General features: G+C 72.0%; 10 protein-coding genes and 2 tRNA genes. 8 read left to right on the top strand and 4 right to left on the bottom strand.

Annotated features, from left to right (window positions below; translation table 11 throughout):
- Positions 1 to 31: 31 nt before the first annotated feature.
- From MICAU_RS26330 to MICAU_RS26310, 5 genes are all read left to right on the top strand, one after another.
- Positions 32 to 3,022 carry a UPF0182 family membrane protein gene (locus tag MICAU_RS26330; protein WP_225319643.1) on the top strand — a complete coding sequence of 997 codons (2,991 nt, stop codon included), beginning with the start codon at positions 32 to 34 and terminating at the stop codon, positions 3,020 to 3,022.
- A gap of 150 nt (positions 3,023 to 3,172) precedes the next feature.
- Positions 3,173 to 3,682, top strand: coding sequence for an RNA polymerase sigma factor (locus MICAU_RS26325; protein ID WP_013288396.1), 510 nt, complete (start codon positions 3,173 to 3,175; stop codon positions 3,680 to 3,682).
- Positions 3,672 to 4,598, top strand: a complete 927-nt coding sequence (locus MICAU_RS26320) for a hypothetical protein (RefSeq protein WP_013288395.1) — start codon at positions 3,672 to 3,674, stop codon at positions 4,596 to 4,598. Before MICAU_RS26325 ends, MICAU_RS26320 begins: the two co-directional genes overlap by 11 nt.
- Positions 4,599 to 4,648: 50 nt before the next feature.
- Positions 4,649 to 4,722, top strand: a tRNA-Met gene (locus MICAU_RS26315).
- Positions 4,723 to 4,858: 136 nt separating this feature from the next.
- A tRNA-Met gene (locus tag MICAU_RS26310) sits at positions 4,859 to 4,935 on the top strand.
- Between the two features lie 38 nt (positions 4,936 to 4,973).
- On the opposite strand, the gene MICAU_RS26305 is transcribed toward MICAU_RS26310, so the two are convergent.
- Entirely contained in the window at positions 4,974 to 5,549 is a 576-nt protein-coding gene (locus MICAU_RS26305) for a TetR/AcrR family transcriptional regulator (protein WP_013288394.1), read from the bottom strand.
- Positions 5,536 to 7,068, bottom strand: a complete 1,533-nt coding sequence (locus MICAU_RS26300) for an MFS transporter (protein WP_013288393.1) — start codon at positions 7,066 to 7,068, stop codon at positions 5,536 to 5,538. Before MICAU_RS26300 ends, MICAU_RS26305 begins: the two co-directional genes overlap by 14 nt.
- A 135-nt stretch (positions 7,069 to 7,203) precedes the next feature.
- On the opposite strand from MICAU_RS26300, the gene MICAU_RS26295 reads away from it, so the two are divergent.
- Positions 7,204 to 7,452, top strand: a complete 249-nt coding sequence (locus tag MICAU_RS26295; protein ID WP_013288392.1) for a hypothetical protein — start codon at positions 7,204 to 7,206, stop codon at positions 7,450 to 7,452.
- A 42-nt stretch (positions 7,453 to 7,494) separates the two neighbouring features.
- Here the strand turns inward: MICAU_RS26295 and MICAU_RS26290 are convergent, their stop codons facing one another.
- On the bottom strand, positions 7,495 to 8,817 hold the full coding sequence (locus MICAU_RS26290) for an ABC transporter substrate-binding protein (RefSeq protein ID WP_013288391.1): 1,323 nt from the start codon (positions 8,815 to 8,817) through the stop codon (positions 7,495 to 7,497).
- A 119-nt stretch (positions 8,818 to 8,936) separates the two neighbouring features.
- Between MICAU_RS26290 and MICAU_RS26285 the strand changes: the two genes are divergently transcribed.
- Positions 8,937 to 9,770 (top strand): phosphoribosylaminoimidazolesuccinocarboxamide synthase, encoded by an 834-nt coding sequence (locus MICAU_RS26285; RefSeq protein WP_013288390.1) that lies wholly within the window; start codon positions 8,937 to 8,939, stop codon positions 9,768 to 9,770.
- Between the two features lie 3 nt (positions 9,771 to 9,773).
- Here the strand turns inward: MICAU_RS26285 and glpK are convergent, their stop codons facing one another.
- Complete coding sequence (glpK, locus tag MICAU_RS26280) at positions 9,774 to 11,258, bottom strand: glycerol kinase GlpK (protein WP_218917875.1); 1,485 nt, start codon at positions 11,256 to 11,258, stop codon at positions 9,774 to 9,776.
- Between the two features lie 64 nt (positions 11,259 to 11,322).
- Between glpK and MICAU_RS26275 the strand changes: the two genes are divergently transcribed.
- A complete protein-coding gene (locus tag MICAU_RS26275) occupies positions 11,323 to 12,261 on the top strand; it encodes a ribose-phosphate diphosphokinase (protein ID WP_013288388.1) in 939 nt (312 codons plus the stop codon).
- The last annotated feature ends 5 nt before the right edge of the window (positions 12,262 to 12,266 follow it).

Genomic DNA, 12,266 nt, shown 5'->3' with positions numbered 1-12,266 from the left:
TCACATCGAGCGTGCGGAGCCAACAGTGGTCATGCGTAGCAGTCCCTTACCGAGGATGAGCCGGCGCGGACGCGTCACCATCGGTGTCCTGATCGGGGTGTTCATCTTGTTCACCCTCCTCGGGTGGGGCGTCAACGCCTGGACCGACTGGCTCTGGTTCGACGAGGTCCGCTACACCCAGGTCTTCACCGGCGTGCTCGCCACCCGCCTGCTGCTGTTCCTCGTGGTCGGCGTCGGCATGGCGCTGCTCGTCGGCGGCAACCTCTGGCTGGCCCACCGGCTGCGGCCCAAGATGCGTCCGCACTCGGCCGAGCAGGCCACGCTGGAGCGCTACCGGATGCTGCTGAGCCCGCGGCTCGGCACCTGGATCGCGCTCGCCGCCGCCGTCGTCGGGCTGTTCGCCGGCCTCTCCGCGCAGAGCCGCTGGGGTCAGTGGCTGCTGTTCCGCAACGGCGGCGACTTCGGCGTGAAGGACCCGGAGTTCGGCGTCGACGTCGGCTTCTACGTCTTCCAGCTCCCGTTCTGGCGCTACCTGCTCGGCGTCGGCTTCACAGTCGTGGTGCTGTCGCTGCTCGGCGCGCTGGCGGTGCACTACATCTTCGGCGGCGTGCGCCTTCAGGGCGTCGGCGACCGGATGACGAACGCCGCCCGCGCCCACCTCAGCACGCTGGTAGCCGTGTTCGTGCTGCTCAAGGCCGTCGCCTACGTGCTCGACCGGCGGGCCATGCTGCTGGAGTACAACGAGGGCGCCAAGCTCTACGGCGCCGGCTACGCCGACGTTAACGCGCTGCTCCCGGCGAAGGAGATCCTCGCCTGGATCTCCGTCCTGGTGGCGCTGGCGATCATCGTGTTCTCCAACGCCGTCATGCGGAACCTGGTCTGGCCGGGCATCTCGCTGGCCCTGCTGGGCGTCTCCGCGGTGGCGATCGGCGGCATCTACCCGTGGGCCGTGCAGACGTTCGAGGTCAAGCCGAGCGCCCGGGACAAGGAGGCGCCGTACATCGAACGCAGCATCAAGGCCACCCGCACCGCGTTCAGCCTCGACGGCACGAAGACCACACCGTACGCGGCCAGCAACCTCGTTCCACCCGCCAGCCTGGCCACCGACACGTCAGTGGTGTCGAACATCCGGCTGCTCGACCCGCAGCTGGTCTCCGAGACGTACACGCAGCTCCAGCAGGTCCGCGGCTTCTACGACTTCGGCTCGAAGCTGGACATCGACAGGTACTCGGTCAAGGACAAGACCTCCGACTACGTGGTCGGCGTCCGTGAGATCAACTACGGCGAGCTGACCGACCAGCAGAGCAACTGGATCAACCGCCACACCGTCTACACCCACGGGTACGGCCTGGTGGCCGCCCCGGCGAACCAGGTGGTCTGCGGCGGCCAGCCGTACTTCGTCTCCGGCTTCCTCGGCGACAAGGCACAGGAGGCGTGCTCCGCGCCGGCCGAGGAGATCCCGGCCCAGCAGCCGCGGATCTACTACGGTGAGCGGATGGAGCCGGACGACTACGCGATCGTCGGGCAGACCGGCGAGCGCAACGTCGAGTTCGACCGGCCCACCTCCACCGGCGGCGAGCAGTACTACACCTACACCGGTGAGGGCGGCGTCAAGATCGGCTCGTTCCCGCGCCGGCTGCTCTACGCGATCAAGGAGCAGGAGTCGAACTTCCTGCTCTCCGAGGCGGTCAACGAGAACTCGAAGCTGCTGTACGTGCGTAACCCGCGCGACCGGGTGGAGAAGGTCGCGCCGTTCCTCACGCTCGACGGCGACCCGTACCCGGCGGTGGTCGACGGGCGCGTCCTGTGGATCATCGACGGCTACACCACGGCCGCGACCTACCCGTACGCCGAGCGGGTCAACCTCCAGGCCGAGACCGCCGACGAGCTGACCGGCCGGGGCACGTTCCAGCTCGCCCGGGAGAACGTCAACTACATCCGCAACTCGGTGAAGGCGACTGTCGACGCGTACGACGGCACGGTCAAGCTCTACTCGTACGACGACACCGACCCGGTGCTCAAGGCGTGGAACAAGGCGTTCGGCGGCGACCTGGTGCTGCCCAAGGGCGACATCCCGGCCGAGCTGGCCGAGCACTTCCGCTACCCGGCCGACCTGTTCAAGGTGCAGCGCAACCTGCTGACCAAGTTCCACGTCACCGACCCCGGCGACTTCTACTCCGGCCAGGACTTCTGGCAGGTGCCGAACGTGCCGGACGCGCCGGACAGCGGGCAGAAGCAGCCGCCGTACTACCTGTTCACCCAGTTCCCCGGGCAGGACGGTCCACGCTTCCAGCTGACCTCGGCGGTCACCCCGAACGGGCGGCAGAACCTCGCCGCGCTGGTCTCCGGGTCGTACGTCGACGGGCAGCCGAAGCTGGAGGTGCTGGAGCTGCCGGACCAGACCCGGATCTCCGGGCCGACGCAGGTGCACCAGCAGATGACCAACAACGGTGACATCCGGCAGCAGCTCAACCTGCTCTCGTCCAACCAGGCGCAGGTGCAGTACGGCAACCTGCTCTCGCTGCCGTTCGCCGACGGCATGCTCTACGTCGAGCCGGTGTACGTGAAGAGCAGCAGCCAGGACGCGTACCCGCTGTTGCAGAAGGTGCTGCTCTCCTACGGTGACGGCGGCTCGTACGTGGTGCTCGCCAACAACCTCAGCGACGGCATCAAACAGCTCGTCGAGCAGGGCAAGCGGGCGCCGAACAACAACCCGCCGCCCAGCACCGACGACAACCCCACGCCGCCGCCCACCGGGGGCGACAACAACAACACGCCGCCGCCGATGAGCGGGGAGCTGGCCCAGGCGGCCGCCCGGGTGCAGACCGCGATCGCCGAGGTCAAGGCCGCGCAGACGTCCGGCGACTTCGAGCGGTACGGGCGTGCGCTGAAGGCGCTGGACGAGGCGATGAGCGCGTTCCAGCAGGCCCAGGCCGCGGCGAACGGCTCGGGCAACCCGGCGCCGTCGGGCAGCGTCTCGCCACCGGCGCCGACGTCCCCCGCGCCGACACCGGGCGGCTGACGCCGAGCTGACACCACGAGCCCGTGGTCCGGGACCGCAACGGTCACCCGGGCCACGGGCTCGTGTCGTGAAGCGGACTCCCCGGCCGCAACCCCGGACCCCGCCGCGCCGTCAACAGTGCAGGTGAACGTGTGGGGGGCGGGAGGGCACATGCGGGACGCGGACAGCTTCGACGACTTCTACCGCAGCACGTCCGGGCGGGCCGTCCGGTACGGCTACGCGGTGGCCGGCGACCCGGCCGAGGCCCAGGATCTCGTGCAGGAGGCGTACGCCCGGGCCTGGCGGCAGTGGGCGAAGCTCGCCGGCCATCCCGCGCCGGAGGCGTGGCTGCGGCTGGTGATCAGCCGGCTGGCGACCGACCGGTTCCGGCGGCTGCGCGGGTGGCGCCTCGCGGCCAGCCGCACCGGCCCGCCACCCGACGTCGGACCGCCCGGCGAGGACACCGTGCTGCTGGTCGCGGCGCTGCGGCAGCTCCCGCCCCGGCACCGGCAGGCGCTCGCCCTGCACTACCTGTTCGACCTGCCGGTGGAGGAGATCGCCCGGGAGGCCGGCGTGCCCACCGGCACGGTGAAGTCCTGGCTGTCCCGGGGACGGGCCCGGCTGGCCGAGCTGTTGCCCGGCGTCGCCGCCGAGGAGCTGGAGGTCAACGATGTCGCGTGAACTGCACCGCTACTACCGGTCCCTCGCCGCCGACACCGACGAGCGGGTGCTGCCGGCACCGGACCGGCTGCGCCGCAGCGCCGACCGCTGGGCCCGGCGCCGCGCCGCGATCACCGTCCTGGCCGCCGCCGGGCTGGTCGCTGGCACGGTGGCCGGAAGCCGGCTGGTGCTCGCCGCCGGGCCGGGGCCCGTCCCGGTTCCACCCCCCGCGGGTACGCCCACCCCGCGGCCGTCGGCCGCCGCGCCCTCGGTCGCGCCGTCGCCCACCACGCCGCCGCCGGCCGTCGGCCGCACCTCCGGCTCGCGCAGTCCGATCGTGACCACCACGCCTCCGGCCGCGGCGACCCCGACCACGATCCCGGACCGGGCGTTCTTCGTGCTGCCCGCCGCGAACGACGCCGGCACCGGCAACTACTTCGGCCCGGGACCGGTCCTGCCGGTGCTGTGCGGCGCGACGCCCGGCGACGAGCGGGTCGTCGCGCAGCGGGCCCGGTCGCTGCCGTACCGGCGGGCCGGCGCACCGGCCGACGAGGTGCCGTCCGGCAACTACCGGCACAGCATCACGATCTACCGGTCCGGCGGCGCCGGCGCGGCGCTGGCCGAGCTGCGCGGGGCGGTACGCGCGTGCCCCGAGCAGCCCGCCCGGGGCACGCCGTCGGTGACGGTGCGGCAGCGTCTGCTGCCCGACAGCGGGTACGGCGACGAGTCGGTGCTGTTCGAGACGCGGACGCCGTACCGGGACGCCAACGGCGATCCGAGCGGCGGCGACGAGGTGCACCTGGTACGCGCGGTGCGTTCCGGCGACGTGGTGACGGTGCTGTGGGAACAGGGCTGGGAGAGCACCTCGACCCAGCGCGCCCAGTTCGACGCGGACAGCCGGCGGGCGGTCGAGGCGATCCGGCGGTGGCTGGACTGAGTACCCGTTTTGCGCCTGCCCGGGTCGGTGCGCTACGGTTGTCGAGCCGACGCGGGGTGGAGCAGCTCGGTAGCTCGCTGGGCTCATAACCCAGAGGTCGCAGGTTCAAATCCTGTCCCCGCTACTCGTGACGAAGGGCCCCGGAGTTCTCTCCGGGGCCCTTCGCCGTTCCTGCCCGAGGCGTCCCGGGAACGGTCGGCAGCGGATCCGGGTACCCGGCTGATCTCCAGGATCGGGGTGCGATAAGCTTTGTGAGCCGACGCGGGGTGGAGCAGCTCGGTAGCTCGCTGGGCTCATAACCCAGAGGTCGCAGGTTCAAATCCTGTCCCCGCTACCAAGGTTCAGGCCCGGAATCCACGGATTCCGGGCCTGAACTCATTCCGGGGCCGTCTCGGTGAGGGCGAGCAGTTCCGCGCGGGCCAGCCGGAGCTGCTCGTCAGTGACATAGGCGGTGCCGATGCCGATGGCGAGTCCCTCCGCGGCGTACCGGACGGCCCAGACGCGGCCCGGCGGCAGGCCGTCGGCCTCGAAGGCGCGGTTCCAGCGCGCCGGGTCCTCGGGATCCACCGCGAGCACGTGCTCCATGCTGTCGATCCCGAGTTGCGCGAGCAGGCCGGTGGCGCTGTTCAGTTCCGCCAGGTACGCGCTGTCCCCGGTGAGGGCGCGCACGTAACCACGGGTGAAGGCGCCGGGCCGGTCGTCGCCGGGGTCGACGTGGGCGTTCACCTCCTCCCAGAATCGGGTGATCACCTGCTCGACCAGTGCGGCGAACAGATCCTCACGGGACGGGAAGTGGTGCATCAGGCCGCTCTTGGTGACACCCGCCTCCCGGGCGATGGCGGCCAGGCTGACGTTGGCGCCGTGCCGGGTGACCACCCGTTCGGCGGCGTCCAGCACGGCCCGCCGGGTGCGTGCGCGATCGCGGATCGGACGACGGTCAGTGGCCGGCACGAGCACCTCCAGCAGCCACGGGCTCGGAGGGGATGACCTTCCGGGCCACCACCGAGGCGCCGACCAGGATGACGGCGGCGACGAAGGTGGCGGACTGCATCGCCTGGGCGAAGGCGTCCTGCGCAGCGGCCACGACGCCGGGCGCCGATGACCCGTACACGGCCGCGGCCAGGGAGTCCTCCGCCAGCGCCCGGTCGGCGGCGGTGGTCCCGGCGGGGAGCGTCAGCGACGAACGGTAGAGCAGCCCGTGCAACGAGCCGAGGACGGCGATGCCGAGCGCGCCGCCCAGCTCGTACGCCGTCTCGGCCACCGCCGACGCGGCGCCCGCGCGCCGCTCCGGGACGGCGCCGACGACGGCGTCCGTCGAGAGCGTCATGGCGACACCGATGCCGAGCCCGATGACGGCGAGGCCGATGCCCAGGCCCCAGTAGCTCCGGAGGTCGACGCTCGTCCCCATGACGGCGAGCCCGACGGCGGCGACCAGCAGTCCCAGCCCGATCGCGCGGCCCGCCCCCAGCCGCGACAGCAGGACGCCGATCAGTGCCACGACGAGCACCGCGGCGAGTGTCCCGGGCAGCTCGGCGGCGCCGGCCTTCAGGGGGCCGAAGCCGCGAACCAGCTGGAGGTACTGGGAGAAGAAGAACAGCAGCCCCAGGAACCCGAAGATGGCCAGCACGTTGGCTGCAAGCGCGCCCGAGAACGCCGGCACCTTGAACAGCGAGACGTCGAGCAGCGGCACCGCCAGCCGGTTCTGCCGCCGCACGAACCACCATCCGGCCAGCAGCCCGACAGCGGTGGCCGCCACGGTGAGGGCGTCGACGCCGTCACTGAACAGACGCTTGAGGGCGAAGACCAGCGGGACGATCGTGACGATGGACAGCGCCGAGGAACCCACGTCGATCCGCGCCGGCGCCTCGCCCTTCGACTCCGGCAGGAGCAGCCGTCCCGCCACCAGCGCCAGCACCATGACCGGCACGTTGATCAGGAAGACCGATCCCCACCAGAAGCGCTCCAGCAGCGCGCCGCCCACCAGCGGGCCGAGCGCGGCCCCGGCGGTCGCCCCGGCCGACCAGAGCGCGATGGCCCGGGCCCGCTGAGCGCGATCGGCGAAGATCGACCGGACGATGGAGAGCGTCGACGGCATCAATGTGGCGCCGGCCAGGCCGAGAAGCGCACGGGCCGCGATCAGCACCTCCGGGGTGGAGGCGAAGGCCGCCAGCACGGACGCCGAGCCGAACCCCACAGTGCCGATCATCAGCAGGCGCTTGCGGCCGATCCGGTCGGCCAGGTTGCCCATCGTGATCAGGAGCCCGGCGAGCACGAAGGCGTAGATGTCCCCGATCCACAGGATCTGCGTGGCGGTGGGCCCGATGTCCTCGGTCAGCGACGGGACCGCGAGGTAGAGGACCGTCCCGTCGACGGCCAGGAGAAGGACCACGAGGACGAGTACCACGAGGGCAGCCCATTCCCGCTTCCCGGCGAGGGCCGGTGCGGGGACCGAGGGCGGGGAGGAGGTCACCAGGAAACCGTAACAGTCCAAATGGACGGCTAATCGTGAGTAAAGCCACCCGGCCTGCGGCGACGACGCGACGTGTCCGGAGACATCCGCCCTGTCCGCCGTGCCCCGGTTGCGGGCCTCGGCGAGGATGGGGACATGTCTGCATGGAACAAGTGGTGGGGCCGCCTGGGCGCGGTCCTCGGTACGGTCGTGCTCTCGGTCTTCGTACCGGTCGCGGCCTGGGCGTCGTCCGGCACCGGCGAGATCGTGGTGGAGGCGGCGCGCCGGCGGTCCCGTGGCGGGTTCGGCATCCTCGGCCTGCTCTGCTGCCTCGTGGTGGTCGGCGGCATCGTGCTGCTGGTGGTGCTGCTCACCCGCGGCCGCCGCAACCGCCCCCCGCGCTGACACCCCTGCCCGCCCCGCCCGCGCCGGGCGGGGCAGGGCGGGTCACTCGGCGAGGGCGGCGTTCGCCTGCGCCATGAAGCGGGAGGTGGCGGTACGGGCACCGGCCCGCTTGCCGCGGATGCTCTCGGCCGCGTCGATCAGCAGCTCGCGCACCTCGGCGTGCCCCTTCGGCGGCGGCGCGGGTGACGGGCCGGCCAGGTCGTCCAGCTCGGCGCCGAGCGCGGCCATGCGCTTCTCGGCCCGGCCGGTCACCTCCGCGCCGACGAACGAGCGCACCTGCTTGCTGGTGTTCAGGCCGCGCTCGACGCCGAGGAGCCGGCCGGCGGCCACGTTCGTGGTCAGGAAGTCGAGCACGTCGACCACCGCCTCCGGGTGGCGGGTGCCCCGGAAACCGGCCCAGTACATCGATGCGCGCGGCCACTGGGCGGCGGGCGTACCCGGGAAGGCGACAGCGCCCAGCTCGTCGTCGGTCAGGCTCTGCAACTCGGGCAGCTGGTGCGACCAGGCGAAGGAGGCTGCGGTGTGCCCGGTGACCACGAGCTGGCGGGCCAGCTCGCCGCTGTCGGCCTGCTCGACCAGCGCGGCGCTCGGTGTGGCCCGGTCGAACCGCGCCACCTCCCAGAACTCGAACCAGGCGAGCAGTTCGGCGGAGCTGAAGCCGAGCTGCCGCCCCTGGTACAGCTCGCTGCCCTGGCCGCGCAGCCAGAGCCAGAACGCCCGGTAGTCGCCGGAGGCGTCCATGGTGCCGGCCACCCGGTTGCCGGAGGCGCGCGTGACGCGCGCGGCCCAGCTCACGTACTCCTTCCAGGACATGCCGGTACGCGGCTCGGGCTGGCCCAGCCGGCGCAGCAGCCGGCGGTTGAACACCAGCGCCGCGCTCGTCTGCGCGGCCGGTACGCCCACCGTGCGCTCGTCCACCCGGCCGTAGCGGGCCAGCTGCTCCGGCACCTCGCGCAGGTCGAGCCGATCGTCGGCGACGTACCGGGTCAGGTCGAGCAGGATGTCCCGGCCCGCGTACTCGGCGAGCAACGTGTCGTCGATCTGGAAGAGGTCCGGCGCGTTCCCGCCGGTGGCCTGGGTGGCGAGCCGGTCGTAGTAGCCGCCCAGCCCCTGCCAGGTCACCCGGAAGCTGACCCGCGGGTTCTGCTGCGAGTACAGCCGCAGCGCCTGTTCCGTGGCCGCGGCCCGGCGGGCGCCGCCCCACCAGAACACGGACAGCTCGATCGGGCCGTCGTCGGCGGCCACCTCCTCCGGGCTGCACCCGGTGAGCAGCGGCAGCCCGCCGACGATCGGCAGCCCGGTGAGCGCGCCGAGGAACCGTCGCCGGTCGAGCCCGGGACGGGGTACGGACTGCGGAGCGCGCAAAGGTCTCTCCGAAGGTGGGGTGGACGGATCATTTCACCGGCCCCCCGGCGGGGTGTCAACGCCGGGCGGGCCCGGTGGGCGCGCCGGGCGACCCCCGGCGGTCATGGTGTACTAGCGCCGTGGAACTTCTGCACTCGGGCAAGGTCAGGGACGTCTACGCCGACGGCGAGGACCTGATCCTGGTCGCCACGGACCGTGTCTCCATCTACGACGTGGTGCTGCCGACCCCGATCCCGGACAAGGGCCGCCTGCTCACCGCGCTGTCGCTGTGGTGGTTCGAGCAGCTGTCCGACCTGGTGCCGAACCATGTGATCTCCGCGACGGACGTGCCGGCGGAGTTCGCCGGCCGGGCGATCCGCTGCCGGCGGCTGGACATGGTGCCGGTCGAGTGCGTGGCCCGGGGCTACCTGACCGGCGGCGGCTTCGCCGAATACCAGCGCACCGGCTCGGTCTCCGGGGTGCCGCTGCCCCGCGGCCTGGTCGAGGCGTCGATCCTGCCCGAACCGATCTTCACGCCGTCGACCAAGGCGCCGAAGGGCGAGCACGACGAGCCGATCACGTACGAGCAGGTGGTGGACAAGGTCGGGCCGGAGGTCGCGGAGCGGCTGCGGCAGATCACCGTCGACGTCTACCGGCGCGGCGCGGAGATCGCCGCCGAGCGGGGCATCCTGATCGCCGATACGAAGCTGGAGCTGGGCTGGGCGCCGGACGGCACGCTGGTCCTCGGCGACGAGGTGCTCACCTCCGACTCGTCCCGGTTCTGGCCGGCCGAGTCGTACCAGCCGGGCCGCGCCCAGTTCTCCTACGACAAGCAGTACGTGCGGGACTGGGCCACGTCGAGCGGCTGGGACAAGCAGCCGCCCGCCCCCGAGGTGCCGGCCGAGGTCATCGAGGCGACCCGGACCCGCTACGTCGAGGTGTACGAGAAGCTGACCGGCAACCGCTGGGACTGACGCTCAGTCGACCCAGTCGAGCGTGCGCCGCACCGCCTTGCGCCACTGGCGCATCTCCTGCTCCCGGTGCGCCGGGTCCATGGTCGACTCCCACTGCGCGTCCGATCGCCACTTCTCGCGCAGCGTGGCCAGGTCCGGCCAGAACCCGACGGCCAGGCCGGCGGCGTACGCGGCGCCGAGGCAGGTCGTCTCGGTGATCCGGGACCGCACGACCGGCACGTCGAGCACATCGGCGAGGAACTGCATCAGCAGCTCGTTGCCGGTCATCCCGCCGTCGACCCGCAGCCGGCGCAGCGCCACGTCGGAGTCGGCGTTCATCGCGTCCACCACCTCCCGGGTCTGGAAGGCCGACGCCTCCAGCACCGCGCGGGCCAGGTGTCCCTTGGTGATGTAGCCGGTCAGCCCGGCGATCACGCCCCGGGCGTCGCTGCGCCAGTGCGGGGCGAACAGGCCGGAGAAGGCCGGCACCACGTAGCAGCCGCCGTTGTCGTCGACGGTGCGGGCCAGCTCCTCGACCTGCGGTGCGGAGGAGATCAGGCCGAGGTTGTCCCGCAGCCACTGCACGAGCGAGCCGGTGACCGCGATGGCACCCTCCAGCGCGTACACGGCGGGCTGGCCCTCGATCCGGTACGCCACGGTGGTGAGCAGGCCGTGCCGCGACGGCACCGGGCTGGCGCCGGTGTTGAGCAGCAGGAAGCTGCCGGTGCCGTAGGTGCACTTGGCCTCGCCGGGCTGGAAACAGGTCTGCCCGAACAGGGCCGCCTGCTGGTCGCCGAGCGCGCTCGCCACCGGCACCCCGGCCAGCACCCCCTGGGCGGTGCCGTACACCTCGGCCGAGCTGCGGATCTCCGGCAGCACGGCGGCCGGGACGCGCAGCGCGTCGAGCAGCTCCGGGGCCCAGTCGAGCGTCTCCAGGTCCATCAGCATGGTGCGGCTGGCGTTCGTCACGTCGGTGACGTGCCGGCCGGTCAGCTTCCAGATCAGCCAGCTGTCCATGGTGCCGAACAGCACCTCGCCGCGCTCGGCCCGCTCGCGCAGCCCGTCGACGTTGTCGAGCAGCCAGCGCAGCTTCGGGCCGGCGAAGTAGGTGGCCGGGGTCAGGCCGGTGCGGGTCCGCAGCCGCTCCTCGTCGTACGCCTCGGTCAGCTCCCGCAGCAGCGGACCGGTGCGGGTGTCCTGCCAGACGATGGCGTTCGCCACCGGACGGCCGGTCTCCCGGTCCCACATCACAGTGGTCTCGCGCTGGTTGGTGATGCCCACCGCGGCCAGCGACTCGGTGCCGATGTCGGCGCTGGCCAGCGCCTCGCGCACCACGTGCTCGACGTTCGTCCAGATCTCCTCGGCGTCGTGCTCCACCCAGCCGGGCCGGGGGAAGATCTGCCGGTGCTCGCGCTGGGCCACGGCGACGATCTCACCGGCCCGGTCGAAGACGATGCAGCGCGAGGACGTGGTGCCCTGGTCGATGGCGGCGACGAACTCTGCGGTCACGGCAGCACCGTACCCGCCGCGAGCGTCCACCGTCTCCCTCCGGCGGCCCGTACGATCATCAGACGTGCGTGACATTGCCGTGTTCAGCGGATCAGCCCATCCCGACCTCGCCGCCGAGATCTGCGCCCACCTCCACGTCCCGCTGCACCCGGTACGGGTGTCCCGGTTCGCCAACGACTGCCTGGAGGTGCAGTTGCAGGCGAACTGCCGGGAGCGCGACGTCTTCCTCATCCAGCCGCTGGTGCCGCCGGTGCAGGAGCACCTGGTCGAGCTGCTGCTCATGATCGACGCGGCCCGCGGCGCGTCGGCCGCGCGGATCACAGTGGTGCTGCCGCACTACGCGTACGCGCGTTCGGACAAGAAGGACGCGCCGCGCATCTCCATCGGCGGCCGGCTCGTCGCCGACCTGCTCACCTCCGCGGGCGCGGACCGGGTGCTGGCCATGACGCTGCACTCGCCGCAGGTGCACGGCTTCTTCAGCGTCCCGGTGGACCACCTGCACGCGCTGCGCGAACTGGCCGCCCATTTCAAGGGGTACGACCTGAGCAACGCGGTGGTGGTCTCGCCGGACCTGGGCAACGCCAAGGAGGCCGCGGCGTTCGCCCGGATGCTGGGTACGCCCGTGGCGGCCGGCGCGAAGCAGCGCTACAGCGACGACCGGGTGCAGATCAGCACGATCATCGGTGACGTGGCGGACCGGGACGTGATCGTGCTGGACGACGAGATCGCCAAGGGCAGCACGGTGATCGAGCTGATCTCGCATCTGCGGGAGCGGCGGGTCCGCTCGATCCGGCTGGCCTGTACGCACGGCCTGTTCTCCAGCGGGGCGCTGGAGCGGCTGGGCGGGCAGGAGGGTGTCCTGGAGATCGTCTGCACCAACACGGTGCCGATCCCGGCCGAGAAGCGGGTGCCGAAGCTGGAGGTGCTGTCGGTGGCGCCGGCGCTGGCCGAGGCGATGCGGCGGATCCACAACGGGGAGTCGGTGAGCGCCCTGTTCGCCTGACGCCG

This window comes from Micromonospora aurantiaca ATCC 27029, assembly GCF_000145235.1.
Lineage (GTDB): Bacteria > Actinomycetota > Actinomycetes > Mycobacteriales > Micromonosporaceae > Micromonospora > Micromonospora aurantiaca.
Note: the sequence above shows the minus strand (reverse complement) of the source record. Positions and strands in the feature narration are given on the sequence as shown.

Bases quoted from the DNA above. Each gene is read 5' to 3' on its own strand.
- MICAU_RS26330 (WP_225319643.1), top strand. From the start codon at position 32: ATGCGTAGCAGTCCCTTACCGAGGATGAGCCGGCGCGGACGCGTCACC.
- MICAU_RS26325 (WP_013288396.1), top strand. From the start codon at position 3,173: ATGCGGGACGCGGACAGCTTCGACGACTTCTACCGCAGCACGTCCGGG.
- MICAU_RS26320 (WP_013288395.1), top strand. From the start codon at position 3,672: ATGTCGCGTGAACTGCACCGCTACTACCGGTCCCTCGCCGCCGACACC.
- MICAU_RS26295 (WP_013288392.1), top strand. From the start codon at position 7,204: ATGTCTGCATGGAACAAGTGGTGGGGCCGCCTGGGCGCGGTCCTCGGT.